Genomic DNA, 25,304 nt, shown 5'->3' on the forward strand with positions numbered 1-25,304 from the left:
GGGTTTTTTTGCTTTGGAGTCAGTGGCTTGCCATTCACGAAGGTGGAACCGCGGCCGATTCTGCCGCGTTAGCAAGGAGACTATCAATAAAAGCCTGTTGACAATCGAACAAAATGAGAACAAAGTTAGAACATAACGAGTAAGGAGAGACCAATGACTGATTTCATCCGTGACGTTGCCGCTTTCGCCTCCATCGCTGTGTTTGTCGCCAGCTTTTCGGTGATCCTCACTGCCCTGTGAAGGGCACACCGGCGCAGAAGCCTGTATAGACGCCGAAAGGCGGTGGACTTTGAAGGCCGAAAATCGGAAAATCGCCCCCTCGATTCAGAATGACAGGATGACGATATGGGCGAGACGGTTACGCGTGGAGAGACCTCTGGCGAAACGCTGAAAACACCCGGTTTCGTCCATCTGCGGGTTCACTCCGCTTACTCCCTGCTTGAGGGGGCTTTACCCCTCAAGAAAATCATGTCCAAGGCCGTTGCAGACGGCCAGCCGGCCATAGCCATTACCGACACCAACAATCTTTTCGTCGCGCTGGAGTTTTCCGAAAAGGCGCGTGATGAGGGCTTGCAGCCGATTATCGGCTGTCAGGTGTCGATCGACATGCAGGATGCGGTGGATGATCGCCGCAATCACAACAGCCACCTTGCCAAGCTTCCAGCCATCGTGCTGCTCGCGGCTGATGCCGGAGGGTACGAGCGGCTAGTGGACCTTATCAGCCGCGCCTATCTGGAAGGCGAAAGCGGTGGCCAGTCCGTGCATATTACCCGTGCATGGCTGGAGGAAGCCTCCAATGCCGGGCTGATCGTGCTGACGGGTGCCTCCGGTGGTCCGGTGGATATGGCTCTGAAGGAAGGGCATACGGCACAGGCGAGAGAACGCCTGCTGGCGCTGAAATCACTCTTCGGTGACAAGCTTTATATCGAATTGCAGCGTCAGTCCGGTTTCGACCGCGCCCATGAGCGGCGTATGATCGGGCTTGCTTATGAACATGATATTCCGCTGGTCGCCACAAACGAGGCCTTCTTCCCTTCGAGGGCCGATTATGAGGCGCATGATGCATTGATGGCGGTGGCGCATAACGCCATCGTTTCGGATGACAGCCGGTTCCGCCTGACCCCCGACCATTATATGAAAAGCCGTGAGGAGATGGCGGAGCTGTTTGCCGACCTTCCGGAGGCACTGGAAAACACCGTCGAAATCGCAATGCGTTGCTCGTATGTGCTGAAGAAGCGTGGGCCGATCCTGCCGCGCTTCACCGGTGCCAGCGACGATCCCGAAGCGGCGCAACGGGCAGAGGCCGAAGAGCTTCGCCGTCAGGCCGTCGAAGGTCTTGATCTTCGCCTTGTGGCCCTCGGCATGGCACCTGGCTACACAGAGCAGGAATATCGCGACAGGCTGGATTTCGAGCTTGGCGTCATCGAACGCATGGGTTTTCCAGGTTACTTCCTGATCGTTGCGGACTTCATCAAATGGGCCAAGCAGCAGGATATTCCGGTCGGCCCCGGCCGCGGTTCGGGTGCAGGCTCGCTCGTGGCCTATGCGCTGACCATCACCGATGTCGATCCCCTTCGCTTCTCGCTGCTGTTCGAGCGCTTCCTCAATCCCGAACGCGTGTCGATGCCCGACTTCGATATCGACTTCTGCCAGGACCGCCGCGAAGAGGTGATCCGCTACGTGCAGCGCAAATATGGCCGCGAGCAGGTGGCGCAGATCATTACCTTCGGTTCGTTGCAGGCGCGCGCGGCATTGCGCGACGTCGGCCGCGTGCTGGAAATGCCCTATGGGCAGGTGGACAAGATCTGCAAGCTGGTCCCCAACAACCCAGCCAATCCGACGCCGCTGTCAAAAGCGATCGAGGAAGAGCCGCGTCTGCAGGAAGAGGCGGACAAGGAACCCGTTGTTGCCCGACTTCTGGATATCGCCCAGAAGATCGAGGGGCTTTACCGTCACGCCTCCACCCATGCTGCCGGTATCGTCATCGGTGACCGGCCGCTGTCGAAGCTGGTGCCGATGTATCGCGATCCGCGCTCCGACATGCCGGTTACCCAGTTCAACATGAAGTGGGTGGAAAGCGCCGGCCTCGTCAAATTCGACTTTCTCGGTCTGAAGACGCTGACGGTGCTGAAGGTTGCCGTCGATTTCGTTGCCAAACGCGGCATCAAGGTGGATCTCGCCGCAATTCCGCTGGACGACGCCAAAACCTACGAGATGTTGTCACGCGGCGAAACCATCGGCGTGTTCCAGGTGGAAAGTGCCGGCATGCGCAAGGCGCTTATCGGCATGCGCCCGGACTGCATCGAGGACATCATTGCGCTGGTGGCGCTTTATCGTCCGGGTCCGATGGAAAACATTCCGGTCTACAATGCCCGCAAGCATGGCGAGGAGGAGCTGGAGTCGATCCACCCCACCATCGACCACCTCCTGAAGGAAACGCAGGGCGTTATCGTCTATCAGGAACAGGTGATGCAGATCGCCCAGGTTCTGTCAGGTTATTCGCTCGGCGAAGCCGATCTTCTGCGCCGCGCCATGGGCAAGAAGATCAAGGAGGAGATGGACCAGCAGCGCGAGCGCTTCGTGGACGGCGCGATCAGAAACAGCGTGTCGAAGCCGCAGGCCAACACCATCTTCGACCTTCTGGCGAAATTCGCCAATTACGGCTTCAACAAGAGCCACGCCGCCGCTTACGCCATCGTGTCCTATCAGACCGCCTATATGAAGGCGCATTATCCGGTTGAGTTCCTTGCGGCCTCCATGACGCTGGATATGGCCAACACGGAAAAACTCAATGATTTCCGCCAGGATGCCAGCCGTCTCGGTATAGAGGTCGTGGCACCTTCGGTGCAGACGTCCTTCCGGCAGTTCGAGACGGGTGAGAACCGCATCTATTATTCGCTGGCCGCCATCAAGGGCGTGGGCGAGGGCGCTGTGGAACACATCGTTACCGTGCGCGACGGCAAGCCATTTGCGAGCCTGGAGGATTTCTGCCTGCGCATCGATCCGAAGCAGATCAACCGGCGTGTGCTCGAAAGCCTCATCAACGCTGGCGGTTTCGATTGTTTTGGCCGCGACCGCGCCGAGATGATCGGCGGGCTGGACCGTATCATCGGTTATTCGCAACGCGCGCAGGAAAGCCGCGTTACCGGCCAGTCGGACATGTTCGGCTCCGGCGGCGCAAGCGGTCCGGAAAAGCTCATCCTGCCTGCCTTCCAGCCCTGGCTCGCCTCGGAAAAACTGCTGCGCGAATATCAGGTGCTCGGTTTTTACCTGACCGCACATCCGCTCGATACCTACCGCCCTGTATTGGAAAAGTTGCGGGTGCAGAATTTCGCCGATTTTTCCGCCGCAGTGAAACAGGGTGCGACCGCCGGGCGTCTGGCCGGCACCGTCACCGGCAAGCAGGAGCGCAAGACCCGCACTGGCAACAAGATGGGTATCGTCACCTTCTCCGATGCCTCCGGCCAATATGAGGCGGTTTTGTTTTCCGAAGGGCTTGCCCAGTTTCGCGATCTGCTCGAGGTGGGCAAATCGCTTGTTATCACCGTGCAGGCGGAAGAGCGCCCGGAAGGCATCGGTCTTCGCATCCAGACGGCGCAATCGCTCGAGGAAAAATCCGTCCAAATGCAGAAGGCGTTGCGGGTTTATGTGCGCGATTCAGGCCCGCTGAAAACCGTCGCCCGCCACCTCAATACCAAAGGTGACGGATCGGTTTATTTCATCGTCATCAAGGACGAGGGGAGCCGTGAGATCGAGGTGGAGCTGACGGAGAAATACCGTATTTCCCCTGAGATCGCCGCCGCACTTCGCTCTGCCCCCGGCGTTGTTGATGTGGAGCTGGTGTGAGGCCTCAAGCCCTCAAACCGGCCCTTCCTTTGTCACGGTAATGAAGTCCGTCCCCATCCCTGTCTCCATCTGGTGACTGAGGTCGGAAACGGTAATCGAACTGCCGGTTGAAAGCTCTTTCTCGATTCGGGAGCGAATTTCAGCCGGTATTTCAAGGCGGCCGAGTACGGCGCTTAGCTGGTCAAAGCCACCGGGCGCTTCGGTAACGGTGATGCCGAGCCGCTTGCGGGCTGCGGCCGGCAGATGGTTTTCCAGTGTTACGCCATTCCATTCGGCGGTTCCGGCTGCGCGGTTGACGGCAACGGCTTCGAAGAAATGCGTTCCGAGTGCCACCTCGGGATCCTTGATGTCGATCGCAGCCTCGAATAGCGGCTTGAAATCCTGTCGCACCATGATCTGGCCATTCGGTGGATGATCTTCGCCGGCGGACGCGTAAAGTGCAGCAACGAAATCGTCGGTCAGTAGCGGCCCGGTGGTTTTCAGCCCCTTCCAGCGCTTGAACCCGTTGACGGCGCTGATCGTCATTTCTCCGGTATAGCCGTCCGGTGCGCCGGCATCGAAGCCAAGGCGGGTCAGCACGGCCTGAATATCCATCACCTTTTCGCGCTCGCCGCGCCGGGTGATGAGGATACGCAAGGGCGAGGGCTCCTTGCCTTTGGCCATCGGTTTGATGGCTTGCGTTTTTTCATTCACGGCCACCTCAACGGTGCCCAATGCGGCGTCGAAGGTCGCGGGGCGCAGCTCGACGTCGGATAAAAGCAGCTTGCCGTCATCGGCATCGTCCCGCGGCTCAAACAGGGCTGAATGTTGTACGGAGCGTAGAGAAACCGACCGGTCGGTGATGATGACATGCACGCCGTAGCGGGTCTCGCCGAACAGCGACTGCGCGAATTTCGAAGGCAGGCGCACGCAGCCATGCGAGGCCGGGTAATTTGGCACCTTGCCTTCGTGCAACGCGATGCCCGACCATGTCAGTCGCTGCATGAAAGGCATGGGCGCGGCCGAGTAGATGTTCGATTCGTGGTATTTGCGTTTTTCCAGAATCGAAAAAATGCCGCTCGGCGTCTCATGCCCGGCCTTGCCGGTTGAGACCTTGGATGTAGCAACGATCTCGCCGTTCTCGTAAAGCGCCAGCGATTGATCGCTTTTCGAAACGACGATCTGCAGGGACTTGTTGTCGGCGGCAAGCGCCGGAAAGGCAAGAATGCTGGCCGACAGCATGCCGGTCAGAAGACGGAAGCGAAGGGACATGACGCAATACACCACATGCACAAAACTTCGTTTACTCAACCACGCGAAGTTTAATGAAGTTTAAGGATACGGCGTCTGCCACATCACTAATTTGTGTAATATCTAAAATAGGGGCGGGGTGTTGCAGGCCGCAGGGTTTCACGGCGTTTGCAAGCGGCATGGCCGCTATTTGCGTGTACCGAAAGTGTAGCCGGTCTCGACGCTGCCCTTGCCGAACTTGTCGCGCAACTTGTCCATTGCCGCTTCCGCCGCCGCCCGCCGTTCCGCCTGCCTGTCGACGAGATCGGGAGGATCGGCAAGGTCCGCATCGCGCAGATCACTGACGCCTATGCCGATCAGGCGAAACTTGGTGCCGTCGGTTTCTTTCGCAAGCAGCGAAAGGCCGGCGCGGAATATGCGGTCGGCAAGCTGGGTCGGGTCGTCAAGCTTGCGGTTGCGGGTGCGGAGTTTGAAATCGGCCGTCTTCATTTTTAGCACAACCGTCTGGCCGGAAATGCCGCTCTTCTTCAGGCGCCAGGCAACTTTTTCGGAAAGCGACCGCAGGATCGGTACGAGGTCCTCGTGCCGGGAAATATCGTTGAAGAAGGTGGTCTCGGAAGACACGCTTTTCACGGGGTCGTTATTGTGCACGTGCCGTTCATCGATGCCGCGCGAAAGCCTGAACAGCCGTTGTCCCATCACGCCATAGCGGCGCATCAGGTCGCCTTCCTCCATCTCCTGCAACTGCGCGATCATGCGGATGCCGTCCGCCTCCAGCGTCGCCGCAAACGCCTTTCCAACGCCCCATATCGTCGTGACTGGCCGTGCTGCCAGAAAGGAAAGCGCTTCCGCTTCGCCGATCACCGAAAAACCGCGCGGTTTTTTAAGGTCGGACGCGACCTTGGCCAGAAATTTGCAATAGGACAGCCCGGCCGAGACGGTCACGCCCACTTCTTTTTCCACCCGTTTCACAAATTTCGCCAGAACCCGCGCCGGCGGATCGTGATGCAGCCTCTCCGTTCCGGAAAGATCGAGAAACGCCTCGTCTATGGAAAGCGGCTGCACGAGCGGTGTCAAATCTTGCATCATGGTTCGGATCTGACGGCCGACGCGGCTATATTTTTCCATGTCGGGCTTGATGACCACGGCGTCCGGACAGGCTTCCAGCGCCTTGAACATTGGCATGGCGGAGCGCACGCCCTGGATGCGGGCAATGTAGCAGGCAGTGGAAACCACGCCGCGTTTTCCGCCGCCGATGATCAACGGCTTGTCGGCAAGATCGGGATTGTCCCGTTTTTCAACGGAGGCGTAAAAGGCGTCGCAATCGATATGGGCGATGCTGAGGTCGTAGAGTTCGTCATGGTAGACGAGGCGGGGACTGCCACAGGCGCGACAACGCTTCAGGTCCGCTGGCTGGCCGGCCAGACAGTCGCGGCAAAACCCGGGATCATAAAGATGCGACGTGGACATGGGCCGAAAACAAAACCAGAACGTCGCCAACCATACTCCGGCCGTGACGGTGGCTCAAGGGGTGGTCTGTCAATACTCACCCGAATCCAGTCCCGGGCCGGAAAAATGGTGCCAGGCAGCGGCAACCGTTTCGGGGGATGTTTCGGTCGCCGCGCAGAAGGCCATGAGGTCTGGTTCGTGGCTCATCAGAAAATCGGTGAGCCCCGCCAGAAAGCCGGGATCGTGGGCGGCATGGCGCAGCATATTGGCCTGCAATCCGCTCAGCGCCAGAAAACGCCCGAGCATTTCCGGCTCGTTTGCCAGCCAGCCAAGTATGGCGGCCGCCGTTTCTTGCGGATCTTTTCCGGCATTGTCTTTGTTTTTTGTATCTCTCAGCATTTCTCTACCGAAGTTACCTATTTTGAAACCAAATCGTTCTAGCCTTGCGCAACAAATGGACGATGGAATCGGTTCTCTGGCACCCTATATGTCTGGGAGAAGGTTTCAAAGCGAAACGGGGACTGCCCACCATGCCCAAGCAGGTCATGATAGTCGAAGACAACGAGCTGAACATGAAGCTCTTTCGTGACCTGATCGAGGCGTCTGGCTATACGACGATCCAGACACGCAACGGCATGGAAGCGCTGGATCTTGCCCGCAAGCATCGCCCCGACCTCATTCTCATGGATATTCAGCTGCCGGAGGTTTCCGGGCTGGAGGTGACGAAATGGCTGAAGGAGGATGATGAGCTGCACGTCATTCCGGTCATCGCGGTAACCGCCTTCGCCATGAAGGGGGATGAGGAGCGCATTCGTCAGGGCGGATGCGAGGCCTACGTGTCCAAGCCGATCTCCGTTCCGAAATTCATCGAAATCATCAAGACCTATCTAGGCGATGCGTAAGGCGGTTGGGGAACTGTTATGACGGCGAGAGTTCTGGTTGTTGACGACATACCCGCAAACGTAAAGCTTCTCGAAGCCCGGCTTGTCGCGGAATATTTCGACGTCGTAACCGCCGAGGATGGTTTCAAGGCGCTTGATATCTGCGACCAGGAACAGGTCGATATCATCCTGCTGGACATCATGATGCCTGGCATGGACGGTTTCGAGGTCTGCGAACGGCTGAAGGCCAATCCGAAAACGGCGCATATTCCTGTTGTCATGGTCACCGCACTCGATCAGCCCTCAGACCGCGTGCGCGGCCTGAAAGCCGGCGCCGATGATTTTCTGACCAAGCCCGTTAACGACCTTCAATTGATCGCCCGTGTCAAAAGCCTCGTGCGCCTCAAGGCCGTCAGTGACGAATTGCGGCTGCGGGCCGAGACCGCGCGCGAGATCGGCATCGAGGAGATGCTGCGCAGCGATGGCCTCATGCAGACGCCTGGCCGCGTTCTGGTGGCGGATGGCCGCGCCAGCTCGCAGGAACGCATCGTCAGGGCGCTGAAGCCGGTTGCCGAGGTCGATGCCGTCACGGAGCCTCAGGCGGCCCTGTTGAAGGCCGCGAGCAACCCCTTCGAGCTTGTCATCGTCAATTCCAATTTTGAGGATTACGATCCGCTGAGACTGTGTTCGCAGCTTCGTTCGCTGGAGCGTACCCGGTTCCTGCCGTTGCTTCTGGTAGCGGAACAGGGGGCGGACGACATGGTGGCGCGGGCGCTCGATCTTGGCGTGAACGATTATATTCTCCGCCCGATCGATCCCAACGAACTTGTCGCCCGGTCTCTGACGCAGATCCGGCGCAAGCGCTATAACGAGCATCTGCGGCTCAATCTCCAGCACACGATGGAGCTTGCTATTGTCGACGGGCTGACTGGTCTTAACAATCGCCGTTATCTCGACAATCATCTGAAAATACTTTTCGACCGCGCCGCCGTGCGTGGCCGCCCGATTTCCATTTGCATGACCGATATCGACCGCTTCAAGCTGGTCAACGATACCTATGGCCACGATGTCGGCGATGAGGTTCTGCGCGAGTTTGCAGCCCGCATCCGCAGCACGGTGCGCGGCGCCGATCTTGCCTGCCGTTATGGCGGAGAGGAATTCGTGGTTGTGATGCCCGACACGCCGATGGAGCTTGCCACAAGCGTTGCCGAACGCCTGCGGGCAATCATCGAGGATAAGCCATTTCACGTTCGTTCCATCGACCGCGAGTTGAGTATCACGGCTTCGCTCGGCATCGCCACCAGCAGCGGAGCATTCGGTGCGCCGGACGAGCTTCTGAAGCAGGCCGACAGGGCGCTCTACGAGGCGAAACACACGGGACGCAACCGCGTCGTGGCGGCCGCCGCCTAAAGGCGCAGACCATGACGCTGACAATCCGTGCCGCCTTTTGAGACTTTCGACGTTTACCGTTATCGATAGCCGCCCAAAGACCTGACGGCAAACTGTGGCAAGCGCGAAGTCCCTGACCTTGCCAGTATTTTATCTTCTTACAATGAGGGGGTGAAGTCTAACAGGGTTAATAGAGTTCAAGTTGAAAAATACGTTGAATTCAATCGCTCACGGAACTATAGTGTGCCAGCGTTGTATATTTAACCATGTTTTCCAGGTGATGTATCTCTGGCTTAAGAATTTGTTGATTTTTATTTTACTTCTGCGCACACTCCCAATCGAGAATAACAGTTCTTCCGGCGGTTTTTCCGTCTAGTGATGAAGAAACGATGGCGGTTTACACCGCTGATGTTTCGGTCGTCAGGGGCTGGTATTGCGTAGTTTGAATGCCCCATGATGCTCAGGTCCGCCGCATCTCCTGGATCGTGGGGTCGGTCGGCTGACGATGTCCGAATCGGTTCCTCGTGCCGTGATCACATCGTTGGCCGACCGCCTTATCTCCCAAAATATTCTGTGCTTGTGCTGCCGCTTATAGCGCAGCACATCCGGCTGCGCGCGCAGGCAGCGCGCTGTCGCAGCGGTTGACGCATTTGGCCGATGAGACGCTGATTAGGAGAGGCGCTGGTTAGGCGAGACGGTGATAAAGAGTTTTCCCGCCGTGCCAATAGCGCCGACTGGGTTCCAAACTCAACAACCGCAACTAGGAAGGTTGCGATTCGTTGGCCCGTGGCGGGCCTTGCGAGGGCGCTGGCGCAAAGAATGCCGTTGGCGGCATCCTTTCCATACAAACAAAAAACGCGCCCGTTGGGCGCGCTTTTGCCGGAGAACCCGATCAAGAATTACTTGATCTTGGTTTCCTTAAATTCAACGTGCTTGCGTACAACCGGGTCATACTTCGTCTTCGTCATCTTGTCCGTGAACGTACGGCTGTTCTTGGTGGTGACGTAGAAGGTACCGGTGTCGGCTGTCGACAGCAGCTTGATCTTGATTGTTGTAGCTTTCGCCATGGTCGTCCTGCCTTTAAACAAAAGAGAAGCCGCAGGCGCTTCTCACCTCGGCTAAATCTGGCGCGAAACTACGTATCGCGCCTGAAAAGTCAAGTCTGTTTTGCCCTGAAAACAAAACGGAAGGCATAAAGCACCACGTAAAGCCCGAAAAACACGGCAAGCGCCCAGGCGAAACCATCGGTACCCGCAACATCCATGGAAATGCCGACGGCCTGTGGTCCGGCTATAGTGCCCATGGCATAGCAGAAGATGAAGGCGGCGTTGGCGGCCACCAGATCGGCCCCTTTGAGACGCGATCCCAGATGGGTGAGGCCGACGGTATACATGCCGGATACGAGGCCGCCCCAGAACAGCAGCAGGGCCGCGACGAGAATCCATCTATCCACCAGCAAGGGCAGCGCCAGCGTGCCGCAAACGCCCGCAAAGGCCATCAGCGCCAGCATTGTGCGCCGGTCCTTCATTCGGTCCGAAAGCAGGCCGATCGGTATCTGGAAGACCATGTTGCCGATGCCCATTACGGTCAGCAGAAGTGCCGCCTGCGATTCGTTGAAGCCTTCGCGGGTCGCATAGATGGGAAAGAGCGACAGACCGCCCGCTTGCACGGCGCCGAACACGAAGGCCGCCGCAGAAGCCATCGGCACCAGCCATATATAACGGGCGAAATGGTGGTTCGGCCTTTCGCTCAGCTCCGGGCTTTCGCCGCGCGCAAGGAAGATCGGGATCGCGGCAAGCAGGATGATTGCCGCCCCGACCAGAAATGGCAGGATGCCATCGCTGCCGACCACGGAAAACAATAATGGGCCAACCGCAAAGCCAACCGCAAGTCCGGTGGCATAGATGCCGAGAACCATGCCGCGTTTTTTCGGCGGTGCGGTCATGTTGATCCAGTATTCGGAGAGGATGAACAGCGTGGTGGTTGCGCCATGGAAGACGATTCGCAGCGGAAACCACATCCAGAAGGCGTCGGCGAAATAGAAACAGAGCGCACTCAGGGCCGACACGACAACGGCAAATAGCATCGTTCGCGCCACGCCGAAATCATGGGCGATCTTGGTGGTCACCGGCGCTGCCATCATCGCCGCAACGCCGGCCATTGCCGAATTTACCCCGATCATGGTGGAGGAGATGCCGCGCTTCTCAAGGATGATCGACAGGAGCGGCAGGCCCAGGCCGATGGCGACACCGACCGCACTGATGGCGGAGATGGCGGCGATCAGTGAGGGCCAGTGAATGGCGTCCGCTTCGCATTTCATTTGTGACATGACGGCCTTTATACAAAGTCTCGAATGAATCGGCCGTGGCGCGTGACATAGAGCCGCGCGGGGCTTTCAAAGGGCAGTGACGGATCACCTATCATGAGTTTTGTGACATCTTCGAGAACCGTGCGTGTGATTTTCGGCATGTTCAGACTGGAAAGCGCTGTCATGTCAAGCCATTGCACATTGTGCAGCTCATCTGAATCCCTGATTAGCCGGGTATCCAGCCGCAACTCGTCGGCGTAACAGCAAAAGAATCGCGTGTCGTAACGCCTGATATTGCCGGGCGGGGTGATTGCGCGCGCCACATATCGAAAACGCGAAAGATCCGGACCATCAGCGTCCATGCCCATATCGACGCCGGTTTCCTCCACGAGCTCGCGCGCGGCGGCAAGCGCCAGCGCCCGTGCCCCGGCAGCGCTCAGGCGGCGCGCGGCAGACGAGGTGAGGCTGCGCAGCACGGCGGGGTGCAGATCGCCGGAGAAGGGCAGGGCGTGGTCGCGTGGATCGCGTTTGCCGCCGGGAAACACGTAAGCGCCGGGCATGAATATGTGGGCGTTACTGCGCCGGCCCATCAGCACGCGAATAGCAGGGCCGGAACGATCAAACAGGATGATCGAGGCGGCATCGCGCGGCCGCAACGGGCCGCTCGCCGCCTGGGTGCTCGAGGGAAGCTCGGACACGTTCAAATTCCCGTCCGCCGTCAGTGGGAGGAGCCGTCTATCTGCACTTTTGGCTGTTTTCCGTCGAAGCCGTGCATTCTAAGTGCCCATTGCAGGCCGATGACGCCACCCTTGATCGGTTGCAGCGTCAGAAGCGCGGCCAGAATGGTGATAGGCACCCAGATGGCGAAGTGTACCCACATGGGAACGGAAAGCACGAGATCGGTCATCATGAAGCCGCCAACGGCGATATGGCCGATGATGACGATGGAAATATAGGGCGGCAGGTCGTCGGAGCGGTGATGATGCATTTCCTCGCCGCAGGCCGCGCAATTGTCCACCGGCTTCAGGAAGGCCCGAAACAGGCGACCGCTGCCACAGGCCGGGCAGCGATTGGCCATGCCCCGCATGATCGAGCGGCCAAGCGGACGCTCCGCGCTTCCATCTCCGAAGGTAACCGTTTCCGAGCCCTGATTTGCACTCATCCTGAAGTCCTTCTCCCGTTTGTCTTAACCGCTTGACGCGGTCTTGTTACCGACGTCCTCTCGGCGGCCTTGTTCCCGGCTTGGCGGAAGGACGTGATGTCCGCCGGCCTGCCTTGTGGAACGACCGCGAGCCGACCGGCATCTTGCGCCCCGGGCTCAGCATTTCAAACCGCAGCGCACCAGCCAAGGGTACCGCTTCTGCAAGCCGCACCTGAACCGTATCGCCGAGTTGATAACCGAGACCCGTCTTTTCCCCCGTCAGAGCCTGATGGGCTTCGTCGTAGAGGAAATAGTCGGTTCCAAGTGTAGATATAGGAACAAACCCGTCGGCGCCAAACTGCGGCAGCGCGACAAATAGTCCCGCCTTGGTGACACCCGCGACGCGGCCATCGAACTCCTCACCGACGCGCTCGGAAAGATGGTGCGCGATCAGCCGGTTGATGGTGTCGCGCTCTGCGGCCATGGCGCGGCGCTCGAAGGTCGAGATTTCGGCGGCTATATCGTCCAGCGTCGCCTCTTCCTGCGGGGTGATGCCGCCTTCGCCGAGGCCTAGCGATCCGACCAGCGCCCGATGCACGATCAGGTCGGCATAACGGCGGATCGGTGAGGTGAAATGCGCGTACTTCATCAGGTTGAGGCCGAAATGGCCGATATTTTCGGGGCTGTAGATCGCCTGGCTCTGGCTGCGCAGCACCATCTCGTTGACCATGATCTGGTGCGGCGTGTCGAGTGCGCGCGCCAGAATGCCGTTGAAGGAATTGGCGCGCATCGCGACACCCTTGGCCATGGAAATGCCGATGGTGCCGAGGAATTCGCGCAGCACTTCCTGCTTGGTAAGTGTGGGGGCGTCATGCACGCGGTAGACCAGCCGCTGCTTTTTCTTTTCCAGGGTCTCTGCGGCGGCGACGTTCGCCTGAATCATCATTTCCTCGATCAGCTTGTGCGCGTCGAGGCGTTCGGGAATGATGACCTTGTCCACAGTGCCGTCGGGCCTGAGCTGGATCTTGCGCTCCGGCATGTCGAGTTCCAGCGGCTGGCGGCGATCGCGGCCGCGCTTCATCACGGCATAGGCGTGCCACAGCGGCTTCAGGATCGGCTCCAGCAGCGTGCCGGTCTTGTCGTCCGGGCGGCCGTCGATGGCGGCCTGCGCCTGCTGGTAGGAGAGCTTGGCGGCACTCTTCATCATGATGCGATGGAAAGTGTGGCTCGCCTTGCGGCCTTCCTTCGAGAAGGTCATCCGCACAGCAAGGGCAGGGCGGTCGACGCCTTCCTTCAGCGAGCAGAGGTCGTTGGAGATGCGTTCCGGCAGCATCGGCACGACACGATCAGGGAAATAGACGGAGTTACCACGCTTCAGCGCCTCGCGGTCGAGCGGTGCGCCTGATCGCACATACCAGGACACGTCGGCGATAGCGACGGTGACGATCACTCCATCAGGATTGTCGGGCGAGGGGTCGAGTTCGGCATAGACCGCGTCGTCATGGTCCTTGGCGTCGGCCGGATCGATCGTGATCAGCGGCAGGTCGCGCCAGTCTTCGCGGTGCGACATGGTCGCGGGTTTTGCGGCATCCGCCTCGGCCAGAACATTCGGCGGGAAGATGTGCGGAATACCGTGGGCATGGATCGCGATCATCGAGATCGCCTTTTCCGAGGCGACTGAGCCGACGACCGAAAGAACCTTTGCGCGTGTTAGGCCGTAACGACCGCTGTTGCGCGAGGTTTCCACCTCGATCAGGTCGCCGTCCTTGGCATCGCCGACACCCTCGGGGTCGATGACCATTTCCTCGCCGCGCCGGTCGATCGGCATCAGGCGTCCGCCGCCGCCTTCCGTTTCCTTGAACACGCCAAGCAGTGCGTTCTGACGACGGTCGATCAGCTTGACGACGCGGGCCGTGTAGGCTGGGCCGATGCTGTCCTTGGACGGGAAGATTTTTGCCAGAATGCGATCGCCGAGACCGGCGGCAGGGGCTTTCTTACTGCGATCCTGCGAGGACTGGCGGATGAGCACGGCGGGGGCCGCGCCCTGATCTTCAGGCCATTCGGCAGGCCGGCCGATCAATTCGCCGTCCTTGTCGCGGGTGGTGATGTCGAGAACCGTCACCGGCGGCAGGCCACCCGGTCGCGTCAGCGTCTTGCGGCTCTTCTGCACCATGCCGTCGGTTTCAAGCTCCTTCAGCAGTGCCTTGAGCACAACGCGGTCGTCGCCTTTCAGCCCGAAAGCCTTGGCGATTTCGCGCTTGGAGGCCTGCTGCGGATGCTCGGCGATGAATTTCAGCAGCAATTCGCGGGAAGGCACCTCGCCATGGATGATGCCTTCACCTTCATTTGCCCGCTTGCCGCGCCCGGTACGTCCGAAGCCGTCGCTGGCGGAACCCTGTCTCTGACGCGGCGCCTTGCTCACGATTCTGCCTTCTTGGGTTTGGCTGCGGCCTTCGGCTTGGCAGCCGTCTTGCTTTTCGTTGCGGCCTTGGCTTTTGTCGCCTTCGGCTTTGCGGCTGTGTCGCCATCGGCCTTCTTGGCAGCAGGTTTCTTGGCCTTGGCGGGCTTGCCGCCGGTTCCTGTCTTGGCGATACGCTCGGCAATCAGCACCAGCGATTCGTCCAGCGTCACGGAGGTCGGATCCTGCCCCTTTGGAATGGTGGCGTTAACTTTGCCCCAGTTGACGTAAGCGCCGTAACGCCCGTCGCGGACGGTGATCGGGCCGCCATCGGGGTGATCACCCAGTTCCTTCAGCGCCGCAGGCGTGCCGTTGCGGCCGCGCCCCGGTCCCTTGCTCTGCTTCTCGGCAATGACGGTAACGGCACGGTTGAGGCCGATCGAGAACACGTCTTCGATGCTTTCGAGGTTCGCATAGGAACCATCATGCAACAGGAAGGGTCCGTAGCGGCCAAGCCCGGCGGAAATCATCTTGCCGGTTTCGGGATGCTTGCCGATATCGCGCGGCAGGTTGATGAGCGCCAGCGCCTTTTCGTGGTCGATGTCCTCAGGCTTCCAGCCCTTGGGCAGCGAGGAGCGCTTGGCTTCCTTGCCATCGCCGCGCTGGATGTACGGGCCGAAACGGCCAGACCGAAGCGTCAACTCCTCGCCGGTCATCGGATCGGCACCCAGCGCTTTCGGCTCGTTAGACACGGAAGCTTCGGCTTCCGAGCCATCGGACGTGAGCTGGCGGGTAAAGTTGCACTCCGGATAATTGGAGCAACCGACGAAAGCGCCGTATTTGCCGAGCTTCAGCGAAAGGTTGCCGGTGCCGCAAACCTGACAGATGCGCGGATCGGAACCGTCCTCACGCTTGGGGAAGACCAGCGGGGCCAGAACTTCATTGAGCGCATCCAGCACGTTGGTAACGCGCAATTCCTTGGTATCTTCGATCTGCGCGAAGAAATCCTTCCAGAAATCGCGCAGCACCTGCTTCCAGTCCAGTTCGCCCGCGGAAATGCGGTCGAGCTTTTCTTCCAGATCGGCGGTGAAGTCGTATTCGACATATTTGGCAAAGAAGCTTTCGAGGAAAGCCGTCACCAGCCGTCCGCGCGAATGGGGAATGAGCTTGCGCTTGTCGATGATGATATATTCGCGGTCGCTTAGCGTCTTCAGTGTCGCCGCATAGGTGGAAGGACGGCCGATGCCGAGTTCTTCCATCTTCTTGATGAGCGATGCTTCCGAATAACGCGGCGGCGGCTCGGTGAAGTGCTGGCTGGCGTTGATCTTCTGCTTGGCGAGGTTCTCGCGCGCATTGATCTGTGGCAGGCGGCCTTCATCGTCACCGTCGTCGCTCTGCTCGCCATCTTCTTTCTGGTCGGTATAGGCGGCGATGAAGCCGTCGAAGCGGATGACGGAACCGACAGCACGAAGCCCGGCCTTTTCACCGTCCTTGTCGGCAAGGATTTCCACCGTGGTACGTTCGATTTCGGCAGATGCCATCTGGCTCGCAATGCCGCGCTTCCAGATCAGGTCGTAAAGACGCAACTGGTCGGCATCGAGGTAACGCTTCACCTGATCCGGCGTGCGGTTAAAATCGGTCGGACGGATAGCTTCGTGCGCTTCCTGCGCGTTCTTCGCCTTGGTCGAGTATAAGCGCGCCTTTTCCGGCACATAGCGGTCGCCGAATTGCTCGCCGATGGCGCGGCGTGCGGCATCGATCGCTTCCGGCGCCATCTGCACGCCGTCGGTACGCATATAGGTGATCAAACCAACGGTTTCGCCGCCGATGTCGATACCTTCATAAAGCTTCTGGGCCACCTGCATGGTACGCGAGGCCGAAAAGCCCATGCGCGAGGAGGCAGCCTGCTGCAGCGTCGAGGTGGTGAAGGGCGGGCCGGGATTGCGCTTGACGGGTTTCGCCTCGACCGTATCGACAATATAGGTCGCGCCTTCCAGGAGCGCCTTCAGGCGGTTGGCGTCATCTCCGGTCTTGATCGAACGGCCTTGCAGCTTCTTGCCATCGGCGGAAACCAGCTTCGCCTCGAACTCGTCACCGCGCGGTGTCTTCAACAGCGCGCTGATGTTCCAGTATTCCTCGGAGACGAAACGCTCGATCTCGGCTTCGCGGTCGCAGACGAGACGCAGCGAAACGGACTGCACGCGGCCGGCGGAACGGGCGCCCGGCAGCTTGCGCCACAAAACCGGCGACAGGTTGAAACCGACGAGATAATCCAGCGCACGGCGGGCAAGATAGGCATCGACCAGCGGCACGTCGATGTCGCGCGGGTTCGCCATCGCGTCCAGTACCGCCTTTTTGGTGATGGCGTTGAAGACCACGCGCTTCACCGGCTTGTCGCCGAGAACGCGCTTCTTCTTCAAGAGATCAAGCACATGCCAGGAAATCGCTTCACCCTCGCGATCCGGGTCGGTTGCGAGAAACAGGCCGTCGGAGGACTTCACCGCGTCGGCAATGTCCTTCATGCGCTTGGCGGATGCGCTATCGACCTCCCAGGACATTTCGAAGTCCTGGTCGGGCAGCACAGATCCGTCCTTGGCAGGAAGGTCCCGGACGTGGCCAAAGGATGCAAGAACCTTGTAGCCCGGACCAAGATACTTGTTGATCGTCTTGGCTTTGGCAGGAGATTCTACGACGACGACATTCATATTGTTTTTCTCTGGAACTGGTCCGTTAACATAGCCGGATCACGGCATAATGCCGCAATTCGCCTTCTTTATAATTCGACATGGACAGGTAATGCGCGCGGGTCAAGAGGCAAGCCCGATTTTATCGCTCCAAGGCAATTGCAACCTATGGATAATCTGTCGTTGTATTGCAATCTTTGGTAAATTTGTTATAGTGACCAACATGATTTGAATTGACGTAATGATCTTTGTTTCAGGTTGAAATTCCAGGATAGATATATGGTCCCGAACGCAACAAACAATAATGCCGATAATGAAGGGACCAGAGAGAACTTGGCTTACATTCGCCAGATGCTCGCGGAACTGAGGCTCGTCGCCAATCGCGAGGGCGCCGACATGCTGTGCTATCTGATTGAAATGGCCTATGTGGAAGTCGGCGATATCCAGAGCGGGCGGCGCAAGCTATCAATCCGCGAGGAGCGAAACCCGCCCCCCGGCGTGCCGGTTTAACCGCCCGGCAATATCGAGTTCCAGCAGCACCATGTGAACCGTGGCCGCGGAAAAACCCGTGTGGCGAATGATATCGTCCGTTTCGACGGGCGAGTGCCCGAGAGCGGCGGCAACGATGCTGCGCTCGTCATCTCCGGGCGGTGACATTTCCTCGTCGGATCGTGGTTCCTCGACCTTGCGGTCATAAGGCAATTGCGGTTCCATCAGCGGTCGTAGCGCATCGAGAATATCGACCGCCCCCGTGGTCAGCATCGCGCCTTCCTTGATCAGCCGGTTGGTGCCTTCGCAGCGCGCATCGAGTGGGGAGCCTGGCACAGCGAAAACCAGCCGGCCTGCTTCGCCGGCAAGCCGCGCCGTGATCAGCGAACCGGATCGTTCCGCCGCTTCCACTATGACGACGCCGAGCGAGACGCCCGATATCAGCCGGTTGCGGCGGGGGAAATCCCGCGCGCGTGGCTCCCAGCCGAAGGGCATTTCGCTGATCGTCGCGCCGCCCTGTTCGTAGATGTCCTGCAAAAGCCCGAAATTTTCCTGCGGGTAGGGACGGTCGAGACCGCCCGCCAGCATGGCCACCGTGCCGGTTGCAAGGCTTGCCCGGTGCGCTGCCGCATCGATGCCGCGCGCCAGCCCGGAAGCGATCGTATAGCCCGCACGACCGCAATCGCGCGCCAGCATCGCGGCGAATTTCGCGCCGTTGATGGAGGCGTTGCGTGATCCGACGATGCCGACGCAAGGTCTTGTTGCGGTGGAAGCCGAGCCCTTCATGGCGATCAGTGGCGGCGCGCCGTCGAGCTGTCGCAGGGCAGGCGGATAGTCTGGCTCACCGATGCCGACGAAGCGAGCGCCGAATCTTTCAGCCGTTTCGATTTCGCCTTCCGCTTCCGCCTGTGTGGCAATGCGCGGGCTGCGCAATGAACCGCCGCGCCTTGAAAGCTCGGGCAGGGCAGAAAGCGCTTTTTCAGCGCTGCCAAAATGATTGATGAGTTCGCGGAAGGTGACGGGGCCGATATTGTCGCTGCGGATCAGCCGAAGCCATGCGACCCGCTGCCGCGCGGAAAGCTCGATGCCCTGCCGTGTCGTTTCCTCATGCGGCATGACGTATCCCTAAAGCTGGCCTTAGCCCTTTTGCCCGATCCTGCTTTCCGTGCCGGCCAGAAGCCGTGCGATGTTTTCCCGGTGTTTCCACCAGGAAATCACGCTCAGCAACGTTACCAGAAGCGCCGTCTTTTCAGGCCCGACTATCCATAGGGCGACCGGGATCACAAGCATGGCAACCAGCGCCGACAGCGAGGAATACCGGGTGATGAACGCGGTTGCGAGCCAGATCAGCGCAAAAGCCAGCATCATCAGGGGGGCAGCGCCTAAAAGCACGCCGATATAGGTCGCCACGCCCTTGCCGCCCTTGAAACCGAGCCACACCGGAAACAGATGGCCGAGAAAGGCAAAGAAACCGGCAACCAGCGACGCCTCGTAACCCCAGAGCGCATTGGCGACGAGCACTGCGGCGGTGCCCTTCAGCGCATCGAGCAGCAATGTCGCTGCGGCGAGCTTCTTGTTGCCGGTGCGCAGCACATTGGTGGCGCCAATATTGCCGGAACCAATCTTGCGCACATCGCCCAGCCCCGCCATGCGGGTAAGAAGCAGGCCGAAGGGTATCGAGCCGAATAGATAGCCAATCAGCGCCGCAAGCGCGAGAAGGGCAGGCGCCGTCTGCCAGTCAGTCAAAGCACTCATTCAACGTTCCCTCTCGTCGCGCGCCTGCGTGATCCCATGCCCGTGATCTTATGCCAAGGAATGAACCGCTTTGCCAGCCACATAAGTGGCGACAGCGCGGCCGCTGAAACGGGCATCCTCAAACGGCGTATTCTTGGATTTCGACACCAGTTGATCTCTCGCAACCAGCCAAGGCTCGTCCAGGTCGATCAGCGTGATATCAGCCTTCGCGCCGGCTTTAAGCGTTCCCGCATCCAGTCCGAAGATTTTCGCCGGGCGGGTGGAAAGCGCATCGATCAGCCGCATCAGCGGAACCTCGCCGCTATGGTGAAGGCGAAGCGCCGCCGCCAGCATGGTTTCCAGCCCCACCGCACCGCTTGCCGCATCCGAAAAGGGCAGGCGCTTGGTGTCCACGTCCTGCGGGTCGTGCGAGGAAACGATGATGTCGATCGTGCCATCCTTCAGCGCCTCGACCATGGCCTTGCGGTCGTCTTCGGCGCGCAAGGGAGGTGAGAGCTTGAAGAAGGTACGGTATTCGCCGATATCGTTCTCGTTCAGCGTCAGATGGTTGATCGAGATGCCGCAGGTCGCCTTGACGCCCCGCTGCCGGGCAAGACGGATCGCTTCTGCCGATTCCGGCACGGAAATCTTGGCGGCGTGATAGATCGCTTGCGTCAGACCGGCAATGCGCAGGTCGCGCTCCAGCGGAATGATCTCGGCTTCCTTGGGGATTCCGGACAGACCGAGCCAGCTTGCGAAAAGCCCCTCGTTCATGTCGCCGCCGCCGATATATTTGTCGCGGGTCTCAAGTGCAATCACCGCACCCAATTCGCGCGCATAGGTCATGGCGCGGCGCAGCACCAGCGTGTCGGAAAGCGCCCTGCGGCCATTGGTGAAGGCAACCGCACCGGCTTCCTTCAGCATGCCGATCTCGGTCATTTCCTCGCCGTTGAGGCCCTTGGTCAGGGCTGCGGCGGGATGCACATTGACGAGCGCCTTGTCGCGTGCGGCCTTTTTCACATATTCGACCAGCGCAATGTCGTCGATAACGGGGTCGGTGTCCGGCATGACGATGATGCTGGTGACGCCGCCGGCCGCTGCCGCGCGGGAAGCGGATTCGATGGTTTCACGGTGTTCGCCACCCGGCTCACCGACAAAGACGCGGGCATCCACCAGACCGGGAACGGCCAGCAGCCCCTTGCAGTCGCGAACCGTCGCACCCTCGGGCACACCCTGGTTGTGTGCCTGCCCGCCGGAGTCGAGGATCGTGCCGTCGGCACCGATGACGATGCTGCCCACCTCGTCCAGATTGCGGGAGGGATCAACGATGCGAAGGTTTTTGAGAACGGTCACGGCACTCATACGCGCTCACCCTGATTTTGCGAGACAAGCAGGGTTTCCATGACAGCCATGCGCACGGCAACCCCCATTTCCACCTGGCTTTCGATGACGCTCTGCGGACCATCAGCCACTTCGGATGAGATTTCCACGCCACGGTTCATCGGGCCGGGATGCATGACCAGCGCATCTTCTTTCGCTGCCTTCAACTTTTCGGCATCGAGACCGTAATAGTGGAAATATTCGCGCACCGAAGGCACGAAGGAGCCGGACATGCGCTCGCGCTGCAGGCGCAGCATCATCACCACATCGGCGTTCTTCAGGCCTTCCTTCATGTCATGGAAGACCTCGACACTCATGTCGCGAATTCCGGAGGGAAGAAGCGTCGCGGGAGCCACGACGCGCACACGCGCCCCCATCTGGTTGAGCAGGATGATGTTGGAGCGGGCAACGCGCGAATGCAGTACGTCGCCGCAGATCGCCACCGTTATTCCCGAAAGATCACCCTTGGCGCGGCGAATGGTCAGCGCGTCGAGAAGGGCCTGCGTCGGGTGTTCATGCTGGCCGTCGCCGGCATTGACCACGGAGCAGGCAACCTTCTGCGCGAGAAGGGCTGCGGCACCGGCCGAGGAGTGACGCACGATCAGCACATCGGGGCGCATGGCGTTCAGCGTCATCGCCGTGTCGATCAGCGTTTCGCCCTTCTTCACCGAGGAATTGCTGACCGACATGTTCATCACATCGGCGCCAAGCCGTTTTCCGGCAAGTTCGAAGGAGGATTGTGTCCGGGTCGAAGCTTCGAAGAACAGGTTGATCTGCGTGAGGCCCCGAAGCGTCGAGGTTTTTTTCTCGCGCTGACGGCTGATTTTCACCGCTTCGTCGGCCTTGTCGAGAAGCAGGGTTATATCCTGATGGGAAAGCCCCTTTATGCCGAGGAGATGGCGGTGGGGAAAATAGACCATGGAAATTGTCCTCCGGGTCGCAATAGTCAACGGGTCTATAAAGACAGGTGGCTTTGCGGGCAAGCATGCGATAAGCCGGGTTTTGGCATATACACGCAATAAAGCACGAATCCCGATAGAAGGATGCGAATGACAGGCATGAACCGGACAGAAGAATCGCTCGCCGAACTAAACCAGCCTAGCCTATGGTCCGGTATCAATGCCTATCGTTCCGATCCGCTGATCGTCGACCTCACATCCGGCCTGTCACGCAATCTGAGGGACGAGTTCGACCAGCTCGGCCGTTACGTCACCTCGCACGAGGCGCAGGAACTGGCGCGCATGGCCAATCAGGGCGTGCCGCAGCTGCACACGCATGGCCCGCGCGGGGAACGTCTCGATCAGGTTGAGTTCCATCCCGCATGGCACGCGCTGATGCGCCGTTCCATGTCATCGGGTCTTCATTCCAGCGTCTGGGAAAATGCAGCCGAAACGCGCGGCAATGAACACAAGGCGCGCGCCACCAAATTTTATCTGACCTCGCAGCTCGAGGCCGGGCATCTCTGCCCGTTGACCATGACCAGCGCCTCTGTCGCCGCCATCATGACCTCGTCGCGTGTGCAGAAGGAATGGGTGCCGAAGATACTGTCACGGAAATATGATTCCTCGCAGAAACCGGCCTTGCAGAAAACCGCCGTCACCGTCGGCATGGGCATGACGGAAAAGCAGGGCGGCACGGATGTGCGCGCCAACCGCAGCACGGCGGAGCGGGTGGGCGAGGGCATCTATCGCCTGTCCGGCCACAAATGGTTCCTGTCCGCGCCGATGAGCGACGGTTTCGTCATGCTGGCGCAGATGGGCGACGGCATGGGCTGTTTCCTGGTGCCGCGTTATCTGGAAGACGGTTCCGCGAACGGCCTGCATTTCCAGCGCCTGAAGGACAAGCTCGGCAACCGCTCCAACGCCTCCGCCGAAGTCGAGTTCACCGATGCTTTCGGTTATCTTCTGGGTGAACCGGGCAGCGGTGTGCGCACCATTCTCGACATGGTGACGCTGACGCGGCTCGACTGCGCGCTGGCATCATCAGGCATGATGCGCGCTTCGCTCGCCGAAGCCGTGCATTTCGCACGCGGCCGTTCCGTCTTCGGCAAGACGCTGGTCAGCCAGCCGATCATGACGCGCGTTCTCGCCGATATGGCGCTGGATGTCGCAGCCGCGACGGCACTCTCCTTCCGGCTGGCATCGGCATTCGATGCCGCCCGCAACAATGCCGCCGAGGCGGCCTATGCGCGGGTGATGACGCCGATTGTGAAATACTGGTGCTGCAAGATCGCGCCGGCGTTGATCTACGAGGCGATGGAGTGCCTTGGCGGCAACGGATATGTGGAAGAACGGCCGATTGCCCGCCACTACCGCGAAGCGCCGGTCAATGCCATCTGGGAAGGCTCCGGCAACGTCATGGCGCTGGATGTGCTGCGTGTTCTTCAGCGCGGCAAGGATCTGTTCGATCTCGTTTTCCAGACGCTGGAGCGCGACCTCGGACCCGCCGGAAAAAAGACCACGGATGTGCTGCGCGCCGCAATCGCGCTTGCCGAACGCGATGAGGGTGCTGCCCGCCTGCTGGTGGAGCAATTCGCACTTGCTGCCGCTGCCGCAGAGCTTTGCCGGCTCGGCGCCGGCAAGATCGCAGACGCCTTCCTCGAAACCCGTCTGGCGGGTGGTTGGCGACATACTTACGGCATGCTCGATTCTCGCTTTGATCCGAATTATATAATCGATTTATTGTATCCGCCCGCGTCCTGACCGATAAAGGGTGGAAAGCTGTTGTTGCAGTCCCTGTGGGAGGGGTATCGGATTTGAGAAAAGGCGTTGGCGTGGGGCGTATTTCTGTCTTTAAGTCGTTGGGCGCGTGCGCGCGCATGGAGATGGAGGTCGATAGCAGATGCTGACCTTCCGCTCCGCCCGTCCTGAAGATGAAGAGGCGCTCTACGCCATCAGTCTTGCCACCGGCGATGCCGGGCAGGATGCCACCCCGCTTTATCGCGATGGCCGCATGGTGGGGCATATCTATTCCGTGCCTTATCTGCATCTGTGGCCCGATGCCGTTTTTGTGGCGGAAGACGAAGAGGGTGTCTGCGGTTACATCGCCGGCGCGCTCGATACCGCCTTGCATAATGAGCGGCTGGAGCATGAGTGGTGGCCGCATCTGCGCGCCCTTTATCCCGACCCCGTTGGCGACCAGCAAACATGGGACGCCGATCAGCGCCGTGCACATTTCATCCACCACCCGCGCCACACGCCAACCTGGCTGACCGATCCGTTTCCGGCCCATATCCACCTGAACCTTCTGCCACGCACGCAGGGCAAGGGCGGCGGCACGCGGCTTTTGTCGCGCTGGCTCGATATGGCGAGACAAAACAACGTCTACGGCATCCACCTCGGCGCCAGCGAGCGCAACCAGGCGGGTATTCGCTTTTGGGAAACCCGCGGCTTCAAACGTCTCGAAACCCACGACACACCAGGCACCGTGTGGTTTGGAATGGCGCTGGAGTGATTATTTGCGGGGTACGGGTCCTCGATCTTCATTCATCCACAGGAACCTTCTCCCCAGCTGCTGCGCTGCATTGTCCTCGTCTTCATGCTTTGTTAACCCGTTGGGTCAGGCCTTTTAAAAGACGGGTAGGGAAGTATGCTGGCGACCGCAGAGGTGATTTCAGCCGACAAGCCGGAAAAGCGCATCAAGGATCGCGCCGCGACCGAGAAGGCGATTTTTGAGGCGGCCCGGTCGCTTCTGGCCGAAGAGGGCTTTCAGGGTTTTGGCATCAATGCCGTTGCCCGCCGCGCCGGATGCGACAAGCAGCTGATCTACCGTTATTTCGGCGGTCTGGAAGGGTTGATCGAGGCGATCGGCGAGGATCTCGGATCCTGGGTAAAGGACCGTATTCCTGAAGATACTGGCGGCATGTTCCTGTTGACCTATGGCGATCTCATGGAAAAGCTGGCGCTTTATTTCATGGATGCGCTGCGCAGCGATCCTCTCGTCTGCAAGATCATTGCCTGGGAAGTGTCGGATGGCTCGCCGCAGGTCAGGCAGCTTGCCGAAGCCCGTGCCAAATCGCTCGGCAAATGGCTGGAGCGCATGCGCGGATCGCTGGCAGCACCCAAGGGCGTAGATACCGCAGCCGTCAATGCCGTGTTGTTCGCCGCCATCCAGCATCTCGTGATTTCCGCCGCCACCAGCGGCCAGTTCGCCGGTGTGCCGTTGAAGTCGGACAAGGACTGGGACAAGATTGCAACCGCCGTCAAAAGACTGGTGCGCGGCGTTTACGGCTGAACCCGGCGTAACGAGCCGGGCGAGACGGTCGCCTTAACAAAATCGGCCGTTATTTGACGAAAAATCAACCATGTTTTCAGCGGTCCGGCAACCTTGCGGCATCGCATGCCGTTGGCTTCGTGAGGGGTGTTTTCCACAGCCG

At 59.7% G+C, this 25,304-nt stretch carries 20 protein-coding genes; 7 read left to right on the top strand and 13 right to left on the bottom strand.

All coding sequences use genetic code 11. From position 1 onward, the window contains the following. The first annotated feature begins 345 nt into the window (after positions 1-345). Positions 346-3,846 (top strand): DNA polymerase III subunit alpha, encoded by a 3,501-nt coding sequence (gene dnaE / locus G6L97_RS04795; RefSeq protein WP_111783130.1) that lies wholly within the window; start codon positions 346-348, stop codon positions 3,844-3,846. Positions 3,847-3,858: 12 nt separating this feature from the next. Here dnaE and G6L97_RS04800 read toward each other — a convergent pair whose 3' ends face one another. From G6L97_RS04800 to G6L97_RS04810, 3 genes are all read right to left on the bottom strand, one after another. After that, positions 3,859-5,097 carry a L,D-transpeptidase family protein gene (locus G6L97_RS04800; RefSeq protein WP_111783129.1) on the bottom strand — a complete coding sequence of 413 codons (1,239 nt, stop codon included), beginning with the start codon at positions 5,095-5,097 and terminating at the stop codon, positions 3,859-3,861. Between the two features lie 165 nt (positions 5,098-5,262). Beyond that, positions 5,263-6,546 (bottom strand): DNA polymerase IV, encoded by a 1,284-nt coding sequence (locus tag G6L97_RS04805; RefSeq protein WP_111783128.1) that lies wholly within the window; start codon positions 6,544-6,546, stop codon positions 5,263-5,265. Between the two features lie 69 nt (positions 6,547-6,615). After that, positions 6,616-6,924: a DUF3572 domain-containing protein gene (locus tag G6L97_RS04810; RefSeq protein WP_080798728.1), complete on the bottom strand. Its 309-nt coding sequence runs from the start codon at positions 6,922-6,924 to the stop codon at positions 6,616-6,618. A gap of 131 nt (positions 6,925-7,055) precedes the next feature. On the opposite strand from G6L97_RS04810, the gene G6L97_RS04815 reads away from it, so the two are divergent. Beyond that, positions 7,056-7,427: a response regulator gene (locus G6L97_RS04815; protein ID WP_003496409.1), complete on the top strand. Its 372-nt coding sequence runs from the start codon at positions 7,056-7,058 to the stop codon at positions 7,425-7,427. Positions 7,428-7,445: 18 nt separating this feature from the next. Next, positions 7,446-8,816: a PleD family two-component system response regulator gene (locus G6L97_RS04820; protein ID WP_019565487.1), complete on the top strand. Its 1,371-nt coding sequence runs from the start codon at positions 7,446-7,448 to the stop codon at positions 8,814-8,816. Positions 8,817-9,694: 878 nt separating this feature from the next. Here the strand turns inward: G6L97_RS04820 and rpmG are convergent. The 6 genes from rpmG to topA form a co-directional block, all read right to left on the bottom strand. After that, positions 9,695-9,862 carry a 50S ribosomal protein L33 gene (rpmG, locus tag G6L97_RS04825; protein ID WP_003496403.1) on the bottom strand — a complete coding sequence of 56 codons (168 nt, stop codon included), beginning with the start codon at positions 9,860-9,862 and terminating at the stop codon, positions 9,695-9,697. A gap of 89 nt (positions 9,863-9,951) precedes the next feature. Continuing rightward, positions 9,952-11,115 (bottom strand): MFS transporter, encoded by a 1,164-nt coding sequence (locus tag G6L97_RS04830; RefSeq protein ID WP_019565488.1) that lies wholly within the window; start codon positions 11,113-11,115, stop codon positions 9,952-9,954. Positions 11,116-11,132: 17 nt separating this feature from the next. Beyond that, positions 11,133-11,801, bottom strand: coding sequence for an NUDIX domain-containing protein (locus tag G6L97_RS04835; RefSeq protein WP_065704967.1), 669 nt, complete (start codon positions 11,799-11,801; stop codon positions 11,133-11,135). Positions 11,802-11,821: 20 nt separating this feature from the next. After that, the gene (locus G6L97_RS04840) at positions 11,822-12,265 is read right to left on the bottom strand and encodes a DUF983 domain-containing protein (RefSeq protein WP_003512717.1); all 444 of its coding nucleotides are present in this window, start codon (positions 12,263-12,265) and stop codon (positions 11,822-11,824) included. A gap of 46 nt (positions 12,266-12,311) precedes the next feature. After that, positions 12,312-14,666, bottom strand: coding sequence for a ribonuclease R (gene rnr, locus G6L97_RS04845; protein ID WP_111783127.1), 2,355 nt, complete (start codon positions 14,664-14,666; stop codon positions 12,312-12,314). After that, positions 14,663-17,347, bottom strand: coding sequence for a type I DNA topoisomerase (topA, locus tag G6L97_RS04850; RefSeq protein ID WP_111788236.1), 2,685 nt, complete (start codon positions 17,345-17,347; stop codon positions 14,663-14,665). Before topA ends, rnr begins: the two co-directional genes overlap by 4 nt. A gap of 258 nt (positions 17,348-17,605) precedes the next feature. Between topA and G6L97_RS04855 the strand changes: the two genes are divergently transcribed. Beyond that, positions 17,606-17,836, top strand: a complete 231-nt coding sequence (locus tag G6L97_RS04855) for a hypothetical protein (RefSeq protein WP_019565491.1) — start codon at positions 17,606-17,608, stop codon at positions 17,834-17,836. On the opposite strand, the gene dprA is transcribed toward G6L97_RS04855, so the two are convergent. From dprA to G6L97_RS04875, 4 genes are read right to left on the bottom strand one after another with little or no spacing between them, the layout of a single operon-like run. Then, positions 17,792-18,931 carry a DNA-processing protein DprA gene (gene dprA, locus G6L97_RS04860; RefSeq protein ID WP_111783125.1) on the bottom strand — a complete coding sequence of 380 codons (1,140 nt, stop codon included), beginning with the start codon at positions 18,929-18,931 and terminating at the stop codon, positions 17,792-17,794. The genes G6L97_RS04855 and dprA overlap by 45 nt on opposite strands. 21 nt (positions 18,932-18,952) lie before the next feature. Then, a complete protein-coding gene (plsY, locus tag G6L97_RS04865) occupies positions 18,953-19,570 on the bottom strand; it encodes a glycerol-3-phosphate 1-O-acyltransferase PlsY (protein WP_003512722.1) in 618 nt (205 codons plus the stop codon). A gap of 48 nt (positions 19,571-19,618) precedes the next feature. Then, a complete protein-coding gene (locus G6L97_RS04870; protein WP_013635967.1) occupies positions 19,619-20,911 on the bottom strand; it encodes a dihydroorotase in 1,293 nt (430 codons plus the stop codon). Next, entirely contained in the window at positions 20,908-21,849 is a 942-nt protein-coding gene (locus G6L97_RS04875) for an aspartate carbamoyltransferase catalytic subunit (RefSeq protein ID WP_003512724.1), read from the bottom strand. Before G6L97_RS04875 ends, G6L97_RS04870 begins: the two co-directional genes overlap by 4 nt. Positions 21,850-21,978: 129 nt before the next feature. Here G6L97_RS04875 and G6L97_RS04880 point away from each other — a divergent pair, with 129 nt between their 5' ends. The 3 genes from G6L97_RS04880 (at position 21,979) to G6L97_RS04890 (ending at position 25,162) form a co-directional block, all read left to right on the top strand. Next, positions 21,979-23,631 carry an acyl-CoA dehydrogenase family protein gene (locus G6L97_RS04880; RefSeq protein WP_025593276.1) on the top strand — a complete coding sequence of 551 codons (1,653 nt, stop codon included), beginning with the start codon at positions 21,979-21,981 and terminating at the stop codon, positions 23,629-23,631. Between the two features lie 139 nt (positions 23,632-23,770). Beyond that, positions 23,771-24,382 carry a GNAT family N-acetyltransferase gene (locus G6L97_RS04885; RefSeq protein WP_174002779.1) on the top strand — a complete coding sequence of 204 codons (612 nt, stop codon included), beginning with the start codon at positions 23,771-23,773 and terminating at the stop codon, positions 24,380-24,382. A gap of 135 nt (positions 24,383-24,517) precedes the next feature. Beyond that, the gene (locus tag G6L97_RS04890) at positions 24,518-25,162 is read left to right on the top strand and encodes a TetR/AcrR family transcriptional regulator (protein ID WP_003512728.1); all 645 of its coding nucleotides are present in this window, start codon (positions 24,518-24,520) and stop codon (positions 25,160-25,162) included. The last annotated feature ends 142 nt before the right edge of the window (positions 25,163-25,304 follow it).

Source organism: Agrobacterium tumefaciens, from assembly GCF_013318015.2.
GTDB lineage: Bacteria > Pseudomonadota > Alphaproteobacteria > Rhizobiales > Rhizobiaceae > Agrobacterium > Agrobacterium tumefaciens.

What these genes read in the sequence shown, in the direction of transcription:
- dnaE (WP_111783130.1), top strand. Translation starts at nt 346, where the DNA reads ATGGGCGAGACGGTTACGCGTGGAGAGACCTCTGGCGAAACGCTGAAA.
- G6L97_RS04800 (WP_111783129.1), bottom strand. Translation starts at nt 5,097, where the DNA reads ATGTCCCTTCGCTTCCGTCTTCTGACCGGCATGCTGTCGGCCAGCATT.
- G6L97_RS04805 (WP_111783128.1), bottom strand. Translation starts at nt 6,546, where the DNA reads ATGTCCACGTCGCATCTTTATGATCCCGGGTTTTGCCGCGACTGTCTG.
- G6L97_RS04810 (WP_080798728.1), bottom strand. Translation starts at nt 6,924, where the DNA reads ATGCTGAGAGATACAAAAAACAAAGACAATGCCGGAAAAGATCCGCAA.
- G6L97_RS04815 (WP_003496409.1), top strand. Translation starts at nt 7,056, where the DNA reads ATGCCCAAGCAGGTCATGATAGTCGAAGACAACGAGCTGAACATGAAG.
- G6L97_RS04820 (WP_019565487.1), top strand. Translation starts at nt 7,446, where the DNA reads ATGACGGCGAGAGTTCTGGTTGTTGACGACATACCCGCAAACGTAAAG.
- rpmG (WP_003496403.1), bottom strand. Translation starts at nt 9,862, where the DNA reads ATGGCGAAAGCTACAACAATCAAGATCAAGCTGCTGTCGACAGCCGAC.
- G6L97_RS04830 (WP_019565488.1), bottom strand. Translation starts at nt 11,115, where the DNA reads ATGAAATGCGAAGCGGACGCCATTCACTGGCCCTCACTGATCGCCGCC.
- G6L97_RS04840 (WP_003512717.1), bottom strand. Translation starts at nt 12,265, where the DNA reads ATGAGTGCAAATCAGGGCTCGGAAACGGTTACCTTCGGAGATGGAAGC.
- topA (WP_111788236.1), bottom strand. Translation starts at nt 17,347, where the DNA reads ATGAATGTCGTCGTCGTAGAATCTCCTGCCAAAGCCAAGACGATCAAC.
- G6L97_RS04855 (WP_019565491.1), top strand. Translation starts at nt 17,606, where the DNA reads ATGGTCCCGAACGCAACAAACAATAATGCCGATAATGAAGGGACCAGA.
- dprA (WP_111783125.1), bottom strand. Translation starts at nt 18,931, where the DNA reads ATGCCGCATGAGGAAACGACACGGCAGGGCATCGAGCTTTCCGCGCGG.
- plsY (WP_003512722.1), bottom strand. Translation starts at nt 19,570, where the DNA reads ATGAGTGCTTTGACTGACTGGCAGACGGCGCCTGCCCTTCTCGCGCTT.
- G6L97_RS04870 (WP_013635967.1), bottom strand. Translation starts at nt 20,911, where the DNA reads ATGAGTGCCGTGACCGTTCTCAAAAACCTTCGCATCGTTGATCCCTCC.
- G6L97_RS04875 (WP_003512724.1), bottom strand. Translation starts at nt 21,849, where the DNA reads ATGGTCTATTTTCCCCACCGCCATCTCCTCGGCATAAAGGGGCTTTCC.
- G6L97_RS04880 (WP_025593276.1), top strand. Translation starts at nt 21,979, where the DNA reads ATGACAGGCATGAACCGGACAGAAGAATCGCTCGCCGAACTAAACCAG.
- G6L97_RS04885 (WP_174002779.1), top strand. Translation starts at nt 23,771, where the DNA reads ATGCTGACCTTCCGCTCCGCCCGTCCTGAAGATGAAGAGGCGCTCTAC.
- G6L97_RS04890 (WP_003512728.1), top strand. Translation starts at nt 24,518, where the DNA reads ATGCTGGCGACCGCAGAGGTGATTTCAGCCGACAAGCCGGAAAAGCGC.